Source organism: Vibrio sp. GJ43-1 (genome assembly GCF_055808835.1).
Map to the genome: position 1 here is coordinate 684,167 of NZ_CM147885.1, position 18,678 is coordinate 702,844.

The following is an 18,678-nucleotide window of genomic DNA, read 5'->3' on the forward strand; positions in this document are numbered from 1 at the left end:
CACTAGGCTTAATTAATGAGAACTGAAGTGGATATTCAGAATTCGTTCATAATGAAAAAAGTCGCCATTTAAAGGCGACTTTTTATTGAGTGAGTTCGGTCTTCATTATTTTGCTAAGCAATATTGACGACTTTTTTCTCAGGGTGCTTAGATAGAGACGGGTTGGCGTCGTACGCTTTGTCGCCGTAGATGTAGGTTTCACAGACGGTGCGGTCATCCCCTAAGCTCATTAATACGAACAGCTTCTCTTCCAGAGTGATGGTTTGTTGCATCCTAAAGCGCATGAGTTGCGTAGCATGAAGGTCGAGCACCACAAAGTCTGCTTCTTTGCCTATGGCAAGGTTACCAATCTTATCTTCTAAGTGCAGCGCTTTCGCACCACCGAGAGTGGCGAGATAAAGTGACTTAAACGGATGTAGCTTTTCTTGTTGCAGTTGCATGATTTTGTACGCTTCACTCATGGTTTGAAGTATAGAAAAGCTGGTCCCCGCTCCGACATCTGTTCCCATTCCCACACGCACGCCTTTTTCTTCAAGCTTGGTGAGTTTAAAGAGCCCTGAACCAAGAAATAGATTGGAGGTTGGGCAGAAAGCGATGGCCGATTCGCTTTCTGCAAGGCGTTCACACTCACAGTCTGATAGGTGAATGCCATGGGCAAAAACGGAGCGCTTATGCAGTAAGCCGTAGTGGTCATAGACATCTAAGTAGCTGTCACGTTCTGGGAATAGGTCAAGTACCCATTCAATTTCTTTTTTGTTTTCGGACAAGTGAGTATGTAGGTACACATCGGGGTATTCTTCTAATAACTTGCCAACGGTCGCTAGCTGCTCTGGTGTGCTTGTTGGGGCAAACCTTGGCGTGACGGCATAAAGTAACCTACCTCGCTGATGCCATTTCTCAATCAGATCTTTTGAAGCTTGGTAGCCGGATTCTGGTGTGTCGGTTAAGTAGTCTGGTGCATTTCGGTCCATCAGGACTTTGCCAGCAATCATGCGTAAGTTTCGCTTTTCAGCCTCTGAGAAAAAGACGTCAATCGATTCTTTGTGAACGGTGCCAAATACCAGAGCAGTGGTGGTACCGTTGCTGGCAAGCTCATCTAAAAATAGTTTTGCCACCTTATGGGCATAGATAGGGTTTTTAAAGCGGCGCTCTTCCGGAAAGGTGTAGTTTTCAAGCCAATCGAGCAGTTGTTCACCGTAGGAGGCGATCATACCGGCTTGCGGGTAGTGAATATGGGTATCAATAAAGCCGGAGGTGATCAGTTTGTTTTGATAGCTTGTCACAGGCATGGATGGGCTGTGGCGTGCTAGGACTTCTGTTGCAGGGCCGATATCGATGACATGACCGTTTTCTACGACTAACACCCCATCTTCGAAATATTGGTACGACTGTTCTAACTCGACCTCTTTAGGGTCTGCGATACTATGGAGTATACTCGCGCGATAGGCGCTGCGTTGCGTTGTCATTGTGATTTCCTTTTCTACCAGCAAGCATGCTTACCAGTGTATGTGTTCTGTGTGTAACTTAAACGCCCGTTTTGAGCCTGATGCTTGTGCTAGGCATCGCACTCTCGCCACTCTCATCAATCATGATTGGGACGAGCTGGTGTTACGCGATATGTTGATGTGGCGCTTCATCGTTAGGGGCAATATTGTTGTCTTGATCTATGATGCTGCTCTCTTTTGGGAGGCGTGCCGCCGTGCGGTTATCATCCCGACGGACCTGAGCTGGGCGCTTTTGCTCAATACTTTGCCCTTGATAATGGGCAATTAATTCGCCAGCAACAGAAACGGCGATTTCTGCTGGGTGCTTACCTGTCACTGCGCCAATTCCGATAGGGCAAACCATGCTATTAATTTGGTCATGGTTATAGCCACGTTGCGACAATCTGAAATCGAATTTCTTGCGTTTAGTGAGGGAGCCAATCATACCAAAGTACACACTGTCATTTTTATCAATGATGGCCTTTGCCAGCTCAAAATCAAGCTGATGGTTGTGTGTCATCACTAAATAATAGCTGTTTGATGGCAGGTGTCTCACTTCACCGACGGGATCATCGGAGACAAGCTTAGTCACGCCATGAGGTAAACTATCAGGAAATTCTGCTTCTCGTTCATCGATCCAAGTAACGCGAAATGGCAGGGTAGCCACGACATGAATTAAGGCTTTCGCCACATGGCCCGCTCCGAAGATCACGAGATGTCTTTCTGCTGTGCCGATAGGTTCAAAGCTGAGAGTCGCCATTCCCCCACAACATTGCCCTAAACGGGCGCCAAGATTGAAGCGCTCAACTTTCAGCCCTTGTTCTCTTGTTTCTAGCATCTCTCTGGCCATTTTGGCGGCGACATGTTCGAGGTGACCACCACCAATGGTGGCAATAATACGATCATGCGTGACGAGCATTTTCGTTCCGGCATCGCGAGGTACCGAGCCTTTATCTTCTAGTACGGTTACCATGACGCAAGACTCATGGTCTTTCTCAAGTTGCGCCAGGGCTTGAATCCAATTGTCTTTAAACATAACGCTCTCCTTAATTGTCCCACAGTCCCTGATCTCCGGCCCTTTTTTAACAGAGCCGGACAAGGGAGGCGTTAGGCGCTGCGTTGATAACCTTTGGTTGAAGTGGACGGGTTCGTGCGCGGATGAGTAACGGCATGCACTGCCATGAGTACCCGCTCTGGTGTGGCTGGTGTATCCAATTTAGGGATTGCACCATTGACGGCAACAGACGCGATGGCATCCTTTAGCGCGCTCCACACAGACATTCCCAGCATAAATGGTGGCTCACCCACCGCTTTGGAGTTAAAGACGGTGTCTTCTGGGTTACTGCGATTTTCTAGAAGCTCGGTTCTAAAGTCGATGGGCATATCGGCAATCGCCGGAATTTTGTAACTCGCAGGCCCATTGGTCATCAGGCGACCTTGCTCATTCCACACTAATTCTTCCGTGGTTAACCAGCCAGCGCCTTGTACAAAGCCACCTTCGATTTGTCCAATATCGATGGCGGGATTTAGCGATGCGCCGACATCGTGCAAAATATCCACCCTGAGGATTTTGTACTCGCCAGTAAGCGTATCAATGATGACTTCAGAGCAGGATGCGCCGTAGGCGAAATAATAGAAGGGACGACCGCGAGCCTTTTCGTGGTCATAGTAAATCTTCGGCGTGCGATAAAATCCGGTACTCGATAGAGAGATCTGGTTCATCCATGCCAGTTCAGCAAAGTTGGCGAAGGTCATGATTTTTTCACGAATTTGCACAAAGCCATTTTTGAAAATGACCTCTTCTGGCGTGACAGAAAAGTGGGCGGAAGCAAAATCGATCAACCGCTGCTTGATGGTTATGGCTGCGTTTTGTGCGGCCTTACCGTTGAGGTCGGCGCCCGATGAGGCGGCGGTCGGCGAGGTGTTCGGCACCTTGTCGGTATTGGTTGCGGTGATTTGGATACGGTCAACATCAACTTGAAACTCCTGAGCAACGATTTGTGCAACTTTGATATTAAGACCCTGTCCCATTTCGGTACCACCGTGATTCAAGTGAATACTGCCATCGGTGTAAATATGGATTAGGGCGCCAGCTTGGTTTAGAAACGTCGCGGTAAAGGAAATACCGAATTTAACTGGGGTGATCGACAAGCCTTTCTTTAGGATAGGACTCTGTTGATTGAACTTGGCGATGGCTTTACGTCTTGCATGATAATCGCTGCTTTGTTCAAGCTGTTCGGTGATCTCAGGCATGAAGTTATCTTCTACCGTTTGGTAGTAATGTGTGACATTGCGTCCTTCGTCGCCATAGTAATTCGCTTTACGAACCTCTAATGGATCTTTGTTTAGGTACCTAGCAATTTCGTCCATGATGTGTTCAATCGTCATCATGCCTTGTGGACCACCAAAGCCTCGATAGGCGGTGTTTGACGCGGTATTGGTTTTACAGCGGTGCCCGGTAATGGTTGTGTCGCCAAGGTAGTAGGCGTTGTCAGAGTGAAACATAGCACGGTCAACAATAGAGCTAGAAAGATCAGGTGAGTAACCGCAGTTACCAGCAACAATAATTTCACTGCCTTGGATCACGCCATTGTCATCGAAGCCGACTTTATACTGGTTGTAAAAAGGGTGTCGCTTACCCGTCATCGTCATATCTTCGTTACGTAATAGACGCATTTTGGTGGGACGACCAGTCAAATGAGCAATGACAGCAGCCATACAGTGCTAAGTGCTGCAGCTTGGGTTTCTTTACCACCAAAGCCGCCACCCATGCGGCGCATATCAATGACGACTTTATGCATCGCGACGCCAAGCACCTCAGAAACCAGCTTTTGTACTTCGGTGGGGTTTTGTGTGGAGGTGTAAACAATCATACCGCCATCTTCGGTTGGCATGACACTGCTGACTTGAGTCTCTAGATAGAAGTGTTCTTGACCGCCAATATCAATATCACCTTCAATGACATGCGTCGCTTGGGCGATGGCCTTAGCGGAGTCGCCACGCTTTTGCTGATGACTTTCCGTGACAAAGTGTTTTTTCTCGAGCGCTTCTTTTACGTCTAGGATTGCAGGTAGGGCTTCGTATTCAACAATAGCGGCGTGGGCCGCTTTTCGAGCGACTTCTAGGCTGCTGGCAGCCACGGCAATAACCGGATTGACCATAATATTCGACTTTACCGTCAGCAAGTAGCGGATCGCCGGGAAGAATGGCGCCGATATCTAATTGACCGGGGATATCTTTCGATGTGATGGCAATTTCAACGCCCTCAAATTCATAGCAAGGTGAGACATCAATGCGAGTGATAGTGGCATGCGCTTGCGTACTCAGTAGCGCATAGACGTGCAACTGATTGGGAAATTCTAAACGGTCATCGATATAGACGGCTTCGCCAGTGACTTGCTTGGGCGCACTGTCATGTTTGACGCTTTTACCCACTCCCGTTTTGAGATCTTGTTTGACTAGCGCCACCATCTCTTCGTGAGTCAATGGGTTGTGATTCACATTAGACATAAGACGTTACCCTCGTTTCAATCTGATTGTTCTTGTTCGATTCTTCTATGTAGTAGCGCTTTAGCATGTTGCAAGCGGTCATTGAGCGATATTCTTGGCTCGCTCTAAAGTCAGAGAGTGGCTCAAATTCATCCGCGATAGCGGCCATGGCGTGTTCAATGGTTTGTTCGTTCCAAGGCTGACCAATAAGGCGTTGCTCACACAGGCTTGCTCGCTTGGGTATCGCAGCCATACCGCCAAAGGCAATGCGAGCATGAGTGACCGTACCGTTGTCAATTTTAAGATCAAAGGCGCCACAAACGGCTGAGATGTCGTCATCCAATCGCTTAGACAATTTGTAAGCACGGAACCCCGCTTGAGTTGGCTTGGGTATGATGATTTTTTCGATAAATTCACTTGGCTTTTGAGCCGTGACTTTGTAACTGATGAAGTATTCTTCAATCGGTAATGTGCGGGTTTCGCTGCCACAGCGGAGCTGTACTTTGGCGTCTAGGGCAATCAATAGTGGCGGTGTATCGCCAATCGGTGATGCGTTGGCGACGTTGCCACCAATCGTACCCTGATTTCGTACTTGCAAAGAGGCAAAGCGATGCAGTAGTTCACCAAAATCTGGGTAGTAGCGCTGCAACAGTTGATAAGCGTCGCTGATAGGGAGGTTTGCGCCGATGATTAAATCGTTTTCCGCGTCTTCGCACACTTTCATGTCTTCGACTAAATTGACGCTGATTAGTGTCTCTATTTCTCGGTGAAATTGTGTTACTTCCAACGCTAAATCCGTTCCTCCAGCAACCAATTTTGCCGTTGGGTGCGCTTGATATAGTTTCGCTAGCTCTTCGGTGGATTTAGGAGAAAAAGCGGTAAGGTGACCTGCTCGTAAACTGGCTTCGTTTTGTTGGATTTTTTCTAGTTTTTGAATGGTGAGTCGAGAGAGTTCAGAAAACTGGTCAGTGAGCGGAGTATCATCACAAAGAGACAAGGCTGCATCAACAATTGGACGATAACCCGTACATCGGCACAGGTTACCTGCGAGTGATTCCATAACATCTTGTTTGTTGGCGTTGGGCTTGTTTTTCCCTAGCGCAAACATCGACATAATAAATCCGGGTGTGCAGTAACCACATTGTGAGCCATGAAAATCAACAATCGCTTGCTGGACAGGATGAAGCGAGCGATCTTTCGCTTGTAAGTCTTCAACGGTAATGAGTTGTTTACCATGCAGAGCTGAAATAAAGGTCAGACAGGAATTAACAGAACGGTAACGAAGCTCGCCGTCGACAAGCTCGCCCAGTACCACAGTACAAGCTCCGCAATCACCAGAACCACACCCTTCTTTGGTGCCATTTTTGTTTACCTGTGTTCTTAGGTAATTCAGTACTGTCATATTGGGAGACAGATTTTCTTCTTGTCTAATATCTTGATTGAGTAGGAAAGTAATCAAGAGACCTCCTTGTGTAAGACGTTTAGAGACTAATTATTTTTTCTGACCTTTGGGTCAATAATTAGTCAAACTGACCGCCTGGTCAACTATTTTCTTACAAAATGGCAACATTAATATAGTGGGAATTGTAATTCCTAATGGAGTGGTCTGGTTAAGTTGCTGATACTATTCAAGTTAACACTTTTTGGGTGGTGTTAATTATTTGTTAGTGTGTGGAGCGGTAGAAAGGGGGGGACTTAGGGGAGTCGCGCAGCGCCTCTTTTTGCTGAGGCACTGCAAGCATTAGGATTTTGCTTTAAGGAGATCGGAGAAAACGACATGCAAATCATTTGAGGTGGTGGCGTTGTCGAGGTTCAACTTAGAACGTATATGATCTAAATGCTCCTTCATTAAGTTTAGCGCTTGTTGTTCATCACCAGCTTCAATCGCGTCGAGAAGCCCTGTGTGTTCATCTAGAGAGCAGTTAGAGTGACTGCCAGTTTCATATTGCGCAATCAGTAGTGATGTTTGCGACACAAGGCTACGCTGGAAGGTTAACAATGGCGCATTGTCTGCCATTTCAGCTAATTTTATGTGGAACTCGCCGGACAAACGCAGGCCCGAGCCATAGTCATTCACAGCAAAGGCTTTGTTTTCTTTGGCAACGAGTTTTCGACATTCGGCGATTTGAGCTGGGGTTGCGTTGTTGACTGCTAGCTCAGTGATTGCCAGCTCCATCACTTCTCTCGCCTTAAAGATTTGTTTTGCTTCATCGACAGTAGGCGCTGAAACAATAGCACCTCGATTGGGGCGAATATCGACCACTTTTTCCAATGACAAGCGGAGTAGTGCTCGGCGTATGATCGTGCGGCTAACACCAAAAATTTCGCCTAAGGCTTCTTCGTTCAACTTCGTCGCTGGTGGTAGGCGTTGTTCTAAAATGGCATCAAAGATATGGCAATAGACCACGTCATCTTGGGTTTGCCCCGCCACCTTGGTTTTAATGTTTGTGTTTACAGAGTTTTTCAGGCTTGCCATCAGGTAACAGTACTCGTTTACAAAATATGAACTAATAGAACAATAATACTTCACTTTGTATACAAGTATCTAGCTGAAACGAAAACTGTGATGAGTCGTGCAGAATTTATGAAGAACACCGTGTTAGCAACAAATCACAAAGGCGTGCATAGAATGAAGTAATCAAGCCGTCATGAATGACGGCTGATAATTTGAGCGTTATCTATCGGCGATATCTGAGTCCTCAGTGACTAAACTGTCGTCCAACACGTCATCTTGTTGGTAGTCGTCATCGTCGTCGCGATTCGCTTCAGCTTCAACTGGCTTTTTAGCGTTTAATGTGTGAAATCGTCGTCGATCGCGAGCTAAATGAATATACTTGACCCATGCTTTTTCGAGCTTAGTCTCAGCCTGTCTTTCATCTTGCATGACCAGCAAAAAGTGTTGTTCGACTACGCTTTCAGGTGCTACCTCACCTTGTTCGAGTTGATTCATAGTCGCACCATAACGAATTAAAATCTCTTCTTCGGCTAACGTAAAGTCACCAGATTTTGCAAAGCCACGGCGAAATTTGTTGTTGTCATAAAATGGCTTATTGCCAAGACGAAAATCTACATCAGACATAATAACCTCATGCAATCATGTTAACTGTTTGACACTGACCTAGTATAGAAAGTGTCGACGAAATTGCAGGTTTTTTAACCAGTATTTTCACCCCGATGAAACATAGATTTGCTAACATCTTGGCGAACCATTACTTTTCATTTTTATCGTTAAGAAAATATGATGCTGTGATGACATTTTTATGTTTGTCACGTTTCTATATTCAGTTCCGAAAATGGCGAGTGTAGATGAGAAGGTGCGTTACACTTATTGTACTGATCACGATGACAATTATTGGCATGGTCGTGCAGTACAAGGGAGTTTAACAACAAATGGCGGTATCTTTTAGCGATGTATCAACAGGTAAGTTGTCGATTGGTGAGCATGAAACGTGTGAATCAGAAACACGAGAGAGTGCCTATCATCGGCAATTGCGGTTGGAGCGGTTCCGAGCGGCTCGCTTATCTCGGGATAGTCGATTTGACGGTCAGTTTTTCGTGGCAGTGAAGACAACCTAAGCATATTTTGTCGCCCCATTTGTCCTGCGAATTTACCAAAAGAAAAGAACGTCGAGTATTTTGTTAATGCCCCGATGGCATTGCAGGCTGGATATCGTCCATGCCTGCGCTGTCGCCCAGATAGCGCGCCCAGTTCTTGGGCATGGCAAGGTGTTGAGACGACATTTCGACGAGCAATCCATTTGATCGAGCAAGGCGCGCTGCAACAAAGTAGTGTTGAGCAGTTGGCCGCGAGGCTTGGCATAAGTAGTCGTTATTTAAGGCAAGTATTTGAAAAGCATCTTGGCATGTCGCCAAAGCAGTATGCACAATATCAGCAGCTGATGTTTGCAAAGCAGTTACTACACTGCAGTTCTATGAGCGTAACGGATATTGGTTTTGCTTGTGGTTTCAACAGCACTCGCCGATTTAACGATGCCTTTCAAAAGCTGTTGAAGCTCAATCCGACGACTATGCGACGGCAGCAGCGTGTTGATGGTGTAAGTAACTCGTTGACACTTGCCTACCGCGGTGCTTATGACTGGCATCGGCTTCTGGCATTTTATCAATTTAGAGCGATTGATGGCATCGAGCGAGTGACTGAGCACTCTTATGAGCGTTATATCGAACTGGATGGCACGTTAGGATGGTTTAAAGTTTGGGCAGACTTCGAAAATAAGAAAACTGTTCGTGTCGAGTTCGATGTGGAAGATGCCAGACAGCTGTATTCTATGGTCAGTAATATTAAACGTATGTTCGATTTGAATGCGGATCTGTCGGCGATTGAAAGCCATCTATCAAGCGTTGACGCAAACCTCGTACGCCATAGCGGCATCCGTATCCCGGGGGTATGGTCAACATGGGAGGCAGGAGTCAGAGCGGTGCTGGGCCAGCAAGTTTCTGTGAAAGCGGCGATTGGGCAAGTTAATTTGCTTAGTGATACGGTAAATAAAACCTTATCAGGGCAGAAGGTGTTTCCTGACCCTAGCTCAATTATTCAACATGATTTGAGCTTTTTGCGAATGCCTCAGAGCCGAAAAGACACATTATCGCGGCTCGCTACTGCCCTTAACAATGATGTAAATCTCGCCCCTGATTTGTGGACTGAAATAAAAGGCATTGGCCCGTGGACGATTAACTATGCGAAGCTACGTGGCTTGTCTCAGCCTGACTTGTTACTCGCCACCGATCTTATTGTAAAAAAATACACAGACCTTCACCCATCGTGTGTCGCGAACCGAGTCTCACCGTGGGGAAGTTATGCCACTTTACATTGTTGGAGCCAACATTCATGACATTTTATGCGGTAGTAGATAGCCCATTGGGGCGAGTGACAGTTCAGGCTACGGAGCAGGGGCTCACTGGGTTGTGGTTTGAGGAGCATACCACGCAACCAGAAGAGTTGGGGGAGTTGCAAGCGGACCATCCAATTTTGTTACTTACAAAGCAACAGCTTAGTGAGTATTTTTCTGGTATTCGCAAGACCTTTGATATCCCGCTTGCGGCAAAAGGCACCCCTTTTCAGATGCAGGTTTGGCAAGCGTTATGTGATATTCCTTATGGACACTCAATGAGCTATCAAGAGTTAGCGGATTACATTGGTAACCCTAAAGCGGTGAGAGCCGTAGGTTCAGCAAATGGCAAAAACCCAATTTCAGTGATCGTGCCTTGCCATCGTGTTATTGGAAAAAGTGGTCAGTTAACGGGCTATGCCTAGCGGAGTGGCACGTAAAAAGGCGTTATTGAATCTCGAAAAGAGAGTATAAAAACGTCAGTGTGCAGCATGCTATGACCTCTACAGTGTCAGCTTGTGGTTATTTTATGGTGTCTATCTGTTAGTCATAGGTAATAACGCGGAGTTGCTTGGTGATAAGTTTCATATTTATTTTGCTAATATCGCTTTTTTATCGATTTGCAATAACCAGTGTTTGCATTTTGCTAAATAAATTGCATTATGCAAAAATTATATGAGTATAGTTTATTCAGTTAATAGGAAAACTAAGCAATAACAGTAAAAAAAGGAAGGTTTAAAAGTTGGCACGCTATCTGCATATATCAAAGTGACCCTTATTAAGCCGAGGGTCACCTAGCCAACTGACGTTGTTAGTGAACACCTCTTGTTCACACATGTATATAGCCAGTCACCTTATTTTGTGGCTGGCTTTTTTTCTTTCTAAAGGCTGCGTTATTCTAAAATTATCTCGTGTTGGTCGTCCGATTTTTCATAGCAACTAGGTTTGCGTGGGCAGCCTGCCCCTCGTGAACAAATCAACCGTGCTTCATTGTCTATTCCTCGTTCAATCCAGTTGATATTAAGGATTTTTGAAATAGTGGTGAGATCCTTTTTGATGCTTCTAGGTATTGTGGCACTGCCGCCGCTACTGACGCAAAGCCCTTTTAATTCGTTGGCGATATCCAGTGCATTTCCACCTTGTGCGTCAATGGCGGGGTTGAGATCAATGCCTGCGCAAAGGACTCGATTATTGCCCGCCGGATCGGTCATATTGACAGATTCACAGCAGTAAATTCTTGGTTCACCATTGACGTTTAAAATCGAGAGTTGCGCAGAAGAGCCATTTCTCGGCTCTGAAAGGCGTCTAAATACTGCCCAGTGTTGACATGGGTCATTCACCATTCGCATGTTTCCCCATGGAAGCGGAATTCCGTTTCCGCGATATACCGCTTTTAATTTGCCCGGTCCATAAGCATCGAAGTAATGCCAATGGGGGTAGGGTGATACCACGGTCATTCTACGCATGGCCACAGACGGTGAGACACCAGCATGCTTATGGGCATCAATTTCATAGCCACATCGGTCCAAAAGTTGTCGAAATGGGACTTTTGGACACAACAGAGCGCTTAGCAAAGAAGCTCGATTCAAAGTCTCGCCATGCTTGTAAAATATCTTGTGAGTTGAGCGCCGATGTAGACAGTGAATTCGTTGAATCCTCCCAACTGTTATGATGACCAACACTTAAGACACTCTTTAACCCCTCTTCGCTATGTAACACTCTATGACCAATGTAAACCGCGAGATCGTATTTGAGCCGAGTCGGGTATGCTTTTAAGATCTCATTGAGATAGATAGTGCCTGGAGGCTCAAAAAGGAGGTCACCAATTGCTTGGCATTGATACCCAACTCGTCAACCACATCTTTTGGGGTACGGTTTACCCATTGGACTCGTAGGCCTAAATTTTTAGCAATGTCGATAAGGTCTTCGACGGAAAGATTTAGGCGCTTCAATCCAACCTCTTCTGCAGCTCGCTCTAAATCAGGAAAGTGGTTTTGCAAGCTTTCTTGATGGGCACGAATTAGAAGGTGAGCAAACTGTCGCCCTGTGATCCCAGTTTGTGAGAGCATTTCAGGAATGGCAATTTGCAAAATGTCGTTAGAGAAAAGAAAACTGGGTTCCAGCGCCATGCCGCTGATACCGCCACGGTTTCCTCTAACCGGGGTGATCTCCTCTTGTTCTGGTTCACTGTCTAGAAACCAAGCTGGATTCTTCTGAAAAACCTCTGCGATGACTTCAAGCATATCGATACTTGGCACTCGCTTGCCTCGCTCTATCATCGATAGGTAAGAGACGGATGGCGCGCACTCAGGGTTAACCCGAATACAACGTGTAGAGAGGTCTTCCATTGTTAAATGGTTACGTTTTCTGAGGTTTCGAACTTTAGTCCCCAGAAAGTGAGACTGTCTAATTAGGCTTTTTGACAACGGCATTTTGTAAAATTCACACTGTAAAATTTTTGTTGTGAAATTGTAGTCAAAAAAGCGCTAGTCTACATAGTAAGCAAGATCACAAAACGAATATTAATTTAAACACTTGTTTAGTGTATTTGCTCTATTTGAGACTAGCGGCAGTAAAAGGAAGAGATTATGAACATGCTGACATTCGATAAGACAGAACTACATAAAAACCATTCAACGTTTATCGCAGAAGCTGTGTTCGCCGTAGAAATGGTCAAAGCCGATGAGCAAATTGAAAAACAAAAGATGGCGAAACAATTACTGGATACGTTATTTCCTTTAGACAATGGGTCTCATGAGGATGTCGTCAGCTATGAAATCGACTATAGGCATGTGCAAGCTTATTTTAAAAATGGACAGCATAGCGGGCTTAAGCGAGCGAAACAGTTCGTTGCTTACACGGGTGACAAATGTTCACCAGAGTCGATCCTCTTCAGGGATGAAAGTGGTACTCATGTTGAGGTGATGATTGGGCGTAGAAAAGGGACGGGTCGTTTGGAGTTGGTCGAAATCGATGATGTGCAGTTAGAAACGTGTACGACTTTTGGCCACAGCGAACAGGATAATGCTTCGGGTATTAGGCACTGGGTTAGCTTGGTACAAGGTGATGAGGAAGGTCGTCCAAGCGCGAGCAGCGAAGACAAAGAATATACGGCTAAGAATGGCGAGGACTACACGTTAGGGTTTAGTTTTTCATTTTAGGTACGAGTTAAATAAAAGCAGCAAATAGTGGTTTATCATGAAACGCCTGTGGTGCCACCAAGCTAGGCTGTTTCTCTAAATCCATATTATTGAGAGCATACTGCCTGTCACTCAATTAATGGCCTCCCAACTTTGGTGAGGTCTTTTTATTGGACACCGAAAGGTCAATGAACAAGCTACGTTATACGGTGAGTGAAATACTAGTATCAGCGACATAACTCTATCAGTGACATAACTCTATCGCTGCTTAACCTTACGCCTGCTCTCTCGTTCTTTTACACATCGAACCGTGAGAAGAATAGACGCTTTCTGGACGGTTTCTAGTCACCCGTCGAGCATAATTATCCATTTTTTACTGCCGTTTTGTAAAATTCACACTGTGAAATTTTTGTTGTGAAATTGTAGTAAAAAAAGAGGTAGTCTAGATAGTAAGCAAGTGAAGCGACGAATGTAAAATTGAAATAAGCGCTAGGGAATTTGCTTTAAATGGGATTTATTGCCGTAGAAGGAAAAGACTATGAACATGCAAGCATTTGATAAAAAAGAACAAAACAACCCGCTTTCCTTTATTGCTGAAGCTGTGTTTGCCGTAGAAATGGTCAAAGCTGATAAACAGTTGGAAAAACAAACAAAGGCGAAACAACTGCTGGATACGTTATTTCCTCTCGACAATGGATCTCATGAAGACGTGGTAAGTTACGAAATCGATTATCGTCATGTATTGGCTTACTTCAAAAATGGTCAACACAGTGGCTTGAAACAAGCGAAACAGTTTATTGCTTATGTGGGCGACAAGTGCGCTCCAGAGTCCATTTTATTTCGTGACGAGAGTGGTACGCATGTTGAAGTGACGATGGGATGTCGTCAAGGTACTGGGTATCTTGAGTTAGTTGAAATAGAGGATGTTCAACTCGAAACGTGTACAACGTTTGGTCAAATGGAATCAAGAATCGCGACAGGCATTCGCCATTGGGTGAGTTTAATCAAAGGTGACACTAAAGGTCGCTCTAGTGCTTGCAGCGAGGATAAAGAATATACCGCTAAAAATGGTGATGATTACCTGCTTGGTTTTAGTTATACAGGTTAAGAAAGGAAACAATGAAAGGTTACTGAGTCATGACTAGCTAAGGTTGATTATTGTGTACCACATGGTGCGGCGAGCAATACGTAGTATGTATAGCAATAGTGGACCAACCGATAGTGATGAAGAGTAAATTTGCCTCCCTGATTTAGGGGGCTTTTTTTTATCAATAAAACATTAATAGTAATGGTGGAAGGTTTGCTGTGTTTTTTATGTCAAATATCAATTGTTCTCTTCTCCTACACTCCGTTCTCAACTAGTCTTAGCTTGTGTTAATTCAATATGTTATCCATCATGCCGAACGCTCATAAAAATCAGAAAAAATGCGCCTTACCCCTTCATGTACACATGACGGCCATGTTCGTTATTTTGGTGGTGTTGGTTTGTGGCGTTCAGATTTGGATTACACAATCTAGCCTAAATAAAGTGCTATTGAATGCGAACGAAAATTTATTTGAGCGTATTGCTAGCGAGACTCGCAGTAATATGTCTTATCACTTTGGGCTGGCTTTTAGCATTGTTGATGCCTATTCCGCTGGCGAATTGATCCGAGAGCTTGACCCCAATAAACGCTTTGCGTTTGTACCTGAATTGGTTTCTCTACTCCGAGCGCATCGTCATATTTTTTCAATGAAAGCCGGATTTCCTGATGGGGAATGGTTGGCGGTAGCTCGGGTAAAAAATGATGCTATCCGAGAGAAAATGCAGGTGAATACGAATACTGAGTTCGCCGCCTTCAACTACAGTGTTGTGACTCAAGAATTGGTGGTTAAAAGTTACAATAGCCAATTAGTACTGCTCGAAACGAAGATTATTAACGATCTAAAGCTCGATCCAAGAAAAGGGGATTGGTTTCGCACATCGGTACTGACGACGTCTCAAGTATCGAAACCCTATTTTATGCCGATCTTAGGCCGAACCTAAGCATAACTTTACACAGGAAAGCCACGAATGGCGCTGTCTTTGGGGTGGATATTTTGCTCGACCAAGTTTCTACGGTACTACAAGATTCGGATGAAAGTCGCGATGCGTTAAGAGTTCTATATGACAATAATTATAATGTTTATGCGTATAGCCAACCTGAACTATTTCAAGTGAGAGACGCGTTACGACAAGCGATACCACTAAAACTGACCGACATTGCCCACCCATTAATCGCAAGTACTGCTAATGTGGTCGAATTTGGTGAACAAGCCAAAGAGATCACTTATAAAGGTGAGAAATGGGTAGTAAAAATCGATCGCCTAAAAGGAACCCGTGACCAATTATTTAACTTGGCGATGGCGGTAAAATCGGATCAATTACTTAAGGACGCAAACGCGGTGGCTCAGCGCTCCATTGCAGGTTCATTTTTTGCGTTATTATTGGTGTTACCTTGCATTTATTATATGTCACAGTGGTTAGCGAAACCAATACGTCAGGCGTCAGACAAAGCCAAATCGATACAGCATTTTAAGTTTAATGAGACAACGCAGGAACAAACCCAAGTTTCTGAAATTAAGGTAATGTCAGAGTCGCTCAGTGCGATGCAATTAACGATACAACGATTCTTGTCGTTGACCAATGCAATGGCAAAAGAAGACGATCTAGAGCGAATGCTAGCGCTAGTATGCAAAGAAACCGCGGAAGCGACACTGGCGAATAGTACTTATATATATTTGATCAGCGACGATGAAACTTTACTTGAACCAAGATACATAAACGTGAAAACGCAAGGGGAAGTGGATGTGTCGCAAGCAAGCGCTTTGCCATTAAATGATCCGCGTCTAGTCGAAGAGTCATACCAATTTTTCCAGATGAAACAGCTGGTTTACGTCCCATCAGAGGATGTTTTACCTTATATCACGCGTGAAAAAGACACCGACAATGTCTTATTTATCCCCTTAATAGATAGGCATAAAAACGTGATCGGTGGGCTGGGTTTAGGGTTTGATAGTGCTAATGAGCACCTAGTGCTTGAGGATAACCTTGAATATATTCAAACGCTTGCCGCTTATGCATCGGTCACCATTGAAACTCAGACAATGCTCGCTAAGCAGCGTGAATTGTTGGATTCCTTCATTCAAGTGATGGCAGAAGCCATTGATACGAAGTCACCTTATACTGGGAATCACTGCCAGCGAGTGCCGATTTTAACTGAGATGTTAACCAAAGCCGCAGAAAAGCAAACGACAGGTCCATTTACCGCATTCACAATGACGAAAGCTCAGTGGGAAGAGCTTCATATCGCAGCATGGTTGCATGACTGCGGTAAAGTGACGACACCAGAACACGTGATTGATAAATCGAGTAAGTTGGAAACCATTTACAACCGTATTCATGAGATTCGAATGCGGTTTGAAATACTCAAACGTGATGCAGAACTCAGTGTGTACCACTCTAAGCCAGAGTTCGCCTTAAGCACCGAGGAAAGGGCGGAACTTAAGCGAAGGAAACAACAAATAGATGAGGATTTCGCGTTGGTGGCAAAAGTGAATGTCGGTGAAGGGTATTTGGATGTAGGTACGCGAGATAAATTGGCGACCATTGCCAAGCAATCTTGGATGGCAACGATTAATCCTTATCTAGGGTTGTCATGGGAAGAGCGAGCGCGCTACGGGACGACAGTGTTTACTGGCGAAAAAGCTGAGTGCATTTTGAGTGATGGTGCCCAGCATTTGATAGCGTGGGGGAAAGCACCTGAAAGCGAGGAGCGCTTTGTACTTAAAGCTGGGAAATATCAGAATAATTTGGGCGAGTTGTATAACCTGTCCACCCAGAAAGGCACGCTGAATAAGGAAGAGCGTTATACGATCAACAGCCATATGATCGCGACAGTACGGATGTTAGAACGATTGCCTTTTCCTAAACATTTAAAGAATGTCCCTTTGTTGGCGGGTAGCCATCATGAGAGAATGGATGGAAAAGGATACCCGCTTGGGACAGTAGCCGAACAATTGCCAGTCGCAGCTAGGGCAATGGCGATTGCAGATGTGTTTGAGGCGCTGACGAGTCAGGACAGACCTTATAAGCAGCCTAAAACACTGTCAGAAACCTTAGCCATTATGAAGCATATGGCAAAGGGCGGACACCTAGATACGCAACTCTTTGAATTATTTCTCACTTCGAACGTTTACCTCGATTATGCGCATCAGCATATTTCGCCTCAGCAAATGGATGTTGATGATATTCAGCCTTATTTAATTACTAACACCATGTGAAATGAGCAAAGCTAACCTATTCTTGCTATTAGCATAATAAGAAATAGGGAAGTTGAATGACGGCAAAGCGAAACAATCGCAGTTGGTTCCGATATCCTTTACATATTCATATCTCAAGTTTGTTTTTAGTTGTGGTCTTATCGGTATGTGGGGTTCAAATTTGGTTGACTCAAAATGGTTTGCATCAAGTGCTGCTTGATGCAAATGAGCATCTTTTTGACCGTATAGCGAAAGAAACCCAAGCGAATCTGACGATTCATTATCAACCTGCCTTTGCTACCGTAGAAGCGTTATCTCAAGGCGAACTCGCTAGATACCTTGATGCTGACGATCGTGTGAAAGTCATGCCTGAAATCATTAGTATGTTGTCGTCTAGCCCTTATGTTCTGTCTTATTCCATTGTCTTCCCTGATGGGGATTTTTTGATGGCTTACCAACTTTACGGCCAGAAGATGCGTGCAGCGTTAAAGGTTCGCCCCCATACTGAGTACATTGTTTTTAATTATTCTAGTCATGATGAACGTTTGGTGAGCTATGAGTTTAATCATGTGCACCACTTAACGGTGACAGAGGAGAGAGAAAAGTTACACATTGCCCCGAGAAACCAGGCGTGGTATCAAGAGGCGGCGGTTGACCAATTGTCCTTATCAAACCCATATTACCTCTCTTTAGTTGATAAAATAGGCACAACAATTTCCAAAAGGGCGTCAAACGGTGCAGTTATTGCAGCGGATTTGACGCTAGAGCAAGTTTCTTATGTATTAGCCGAATCCGTAACCCGAGAGTCTTCGTTTAGAGTGTTATTTGATGGCAATAATCGGCTGTACGCCTACAGTAATCCAGCTCTCGTTCAAGTCCAAGAAGAGGTTAGAAGAAGCGCGAATTTACATATTGATGATATTGCCAATCCCATAGTAAAAGAAGCGGTCAGTAAAATCAGTTTGGCGTTAAAACGTTCAATAGAATTTGAAGCGCTAGGGGAGCGGTGGATTGGTCGTATAGAACCATCACCTCAGGCGTCAGGACATGATCTGTATTTGTTGATGGTCGTCAAGTCGAGTGAGCTATTGGGTAAATCGCAAGCTATAGCAAAAACATCGATTTACGCGTCGTTGATTCTACTGGCGGTGGCACTGCCGTTTGTGTATGTGATTGCGCAAAGAATATCGAAACCGATAAAAAGGGCGACGGAGCGTGCGCAGCGGATCGAGCAATTTGATTTTAAAGCGGTCAATGAATCATCATCGCATATTAAAGAGATTCATGACCTTTCCCAATCGCTTTGTGCGATGCAAGTGACGATCTCTAACTTTCTGACTTTGACGCGAAATATTGCCAAAGAGTACGACCTCGATAAATTGCTAGAGTTGCTGCATGTTGAAGCGTTAGCGTCGACTCAGTGCAAGTAAGGCATAC

Annotated in this window: 10 protein-coding genes and 4 pseudogenes; 7 read left to right on the plus strand and 7 right to left on the minus strand. The window is 44.8% G+C overall.

Annotation, left to right across the window (positions count from 1 at the left end; genetic code table 11):
* Positions 1 to 113 precede the first annotated feature (113 nt).
* The 6 genes and pseudogenes from guaD to AC0L66_RS20390 form a co-directional block, all read right to left on the minus strand.
* The gene (gene guaD / locus AC0L66_RS20365; protein ID WP_473570652.1) at positions 114 to 1,466 is read right to left on the minus strand and encodes a guanine deaminase; all 1,353 of its coding nucleotides are present in this window, start codon (positions 1,464 to 1,466) and stop codon (positions 114 to 116) included.
* Between the two features lie 142 nt (positions 1,467 to 1,608).
* Positions 1,609 to 2,520: a xanthine dehydrogenase accessory protein XdhC gene (gene xdhC, locus AC0L66_RS20370; RefSeq protein WP_473570654.1), complete on the minus strand. Its 912-nt coding sequence runs from the start codon at positions 2,518 to 2,520 to the stop codon at positions 1,609 to 1,611.
* 71 nt (positions 2,521 to 2,591) lie between these two features.
* Positions 2,592 to 4,994 (minus strand): annotated as a pseudogene (gene xdhB / locus AC0L66_RS20375) (xanthine dehydrogenase molybdopterin binding subunit).
* Complete coding sequence (gene xdhA, locus AC0L66_RS20380; protein WP_473570930.1) at positions 4,987 to 6,375, minus strand: xanthine dehydrogenase small subunit; 1,389 nt, start codon at positions 6,373 to 6,375, stop codon at positions 4,987 to 4,989. Before xdhA ends, xdhB begins: the two are co-directional and overlap by 8 nt.
* Before the next feature lie 339 nt (positions 6,376 to 6,714).
* Entirely contained in the window at positions 6,715 to 7,449 is a 735-nt protein-coding gene (locus tag AC0L66_RS20385) for a GntR family transcriptional regulator (protein ID WP_473570656.1), read from the minus strand.
* Positions 7,450 to 7,647: 198 nt separating this feature from the next.
* The gene (locus AC0L66_RS20390) at positions 7,648 to 8,052 is read right to left on the minus strand and encodes a MaoP family protein (RefSeq protein WP_473570657.1); all 405 of its coding nucleotides are present in this window, start codon (positions 8,050 to 8,052) and stop codon (positions 7,648 to 7,650) included.
* A 476-nt stretch (positions 8,053 to 8,528) separates the two neighbouring features.
* Between AC0L66_RS20390 and AC0L66_RS20395 the strand changes: the two are divergent.
* A pseudogene (locus tag AC0L66_RS20395) lies at positions 8,529 to 9,823 on the plus strand (DNA-3-methyladenine glycosylase 2 family protein).
* A pseudogene (locus AC0L66_RS20400) lies at positions 9,820 to 10,294 on the plus strand (methylated-DNA--[protein]-cysteine S-methyltransferase). Before AC0L66_RS20395 ends, AC0L66_RS20400 begins: the two co-directional pseudogenes overlap by 4 nt.
* A 419-nt stretch (positions 10,295 to 10,713) precedes the next feature.
* Here AC0L66_RS20400 and AC0L66_RS20405 read toward each other — a convergent pair.
* Positions 10,714 to 12,168, minus strand: a pseudogene (locus tag AC0L66_RS20405) (DUF3612 domain-containing protein).
* 240 nt (positions 12,169 to 12,408) lie between these two features.
* Between AC0L66_RS20405 and AC0L66_RS20410 the strand changes: the two are divergent.
* From AC0L66_RS20410 to AC0L66_RS20430, 5 genes are all read left to right on the plus strand, one after another.
* Entirely contained in the window at positions 12,409 to 12,981 is a 573-nt protein-coding gene (locus AC0L66_RS20410; protein WP_265674321.1) for an aldolase/citrate lyase/malate synthase family protein, read from the plus strand.
* A gap of 517 nt (positions 12,982 to 13,498) precedes the next feature.
* On the plus strand, positions 13,499 to 14,068 hold the full coding sequence (locus AC0L66_RS20415) for an aldolase/citrate lyase/malate synthase family protein (RefSeq protein ID WP_265674320.1): 570 nt from the start codon (positions 13,499 to 13,501) through the stop codon (positions 14,066 to 14,068).
* A gap of 288 nt (positions 14,069 to 14,356) precedes the next feature.
* Positions 14,357 to 14,986: a hypothetical protein gene (locus tag AC0L66_RS20420; RefSeq protein ID WP_473570659.1), complete on the plus strand. Its 630-nt coding sequence runs from the start codon at positions 14,357 to 14,359 to the stop codon at positions 14,984 to 14,986.
* Positions 14,911 to 17,262 (plus strand): HD-GYP domain-containing protein, encoded by a 2,352-nt coding sequence (locus AC0L66_RS20425; protein ID WP_473570661.1) that lies wholly within the window; start codon positions 14,911 to 14,913, stop codon positions 17,260 to 17,262. Before AC0L66_RS20420 ends, AC0L66_RS20425 begins: the two co-directional genes overlap by 76 nt.
* 56 nt (positions 17,263 to 17,318) lie before the next feature.
* A complete protein-coding gene (locus AC0L66_RS20430; RefSeq protein WP_473570663.1) occupies positions 17,319 to 18,671 on the plus strand; it encodes a methyl-accepting chemotaxis protein in 1,353 nt (450 codons plus the stop codon).
* Positions 18,672 to 18,678 lie beyond the last annotated feature (7 nt).

What these genes read in the sequence shown, in the direction of transcription:
- AC0L66_RS20420 (WP_473570659.1), top strand. Translation starts at nt 14,357, where the DNA reads ATGCCGAACGCTCATAAAAATCAGAAAAAATGCGCCTTACCCCTTCAT.
- guaD (WP_473570652.1), bottom strand. Translation starts at nt 1,466, where the DNA reads ATGACAACGCAACGCAGCGCCTATCGCGCGAGTATACTCCATAGTATC.
- xdhA (WP_473570930.1), bottom strand. Translation starts at nt 6,375, where the DNA reads ATGACAGTACTGAATTACCTAAGAACACAGGTAAACAAAAATGGCACC.
- AC0L66_RS20415 (WP_265674320.1), top strand. Translation starts at nt 13,499, where the DNA reads ATGAACATGCAAGCATTTGATAAAAAAGAACAAAACAACCCGCTTTCC.
- AC0L66_RS20385 (WP_473570656.1), bottom strand. Translation starts at nt 7,449, where the DNA reads ATGGCAAGCCTGAAAAACTCTGTAAACACAAACATTAAAACCAAGGTG.
- xdhC (WP_473570654.1), bottom strand. Translation starts at nt 2,520, where the DNA reads ATGTTTAAAGACAATTGGATTCAAGCCCTGGCGCAACTTGAGAAAGAC.
- AC0L66_RS20410 (WP_265674321.1), top strand. Translation starts at nt 12,409, where the DNA reads ATGAACATGCTGACATTCGATAAGACAGAACTACATAAAAACCATTCA.
- AC0L66_RS20390 (WP_473570657.1), bottom strand. Translation starts at nt 8,052, where the DNA reads ATGTCTGATGTAGATTTTCGTCTTGGCAATAAGCCATTTTATGACAAC.
- AC0L66_RS20430 (WP_473570663.1), top strand. Translation starts at nt 17,319, where the DNA reads ATGACGGCAAAGCGAAACAATCGCAGTTGGTTCCGATATCCTTTACAT.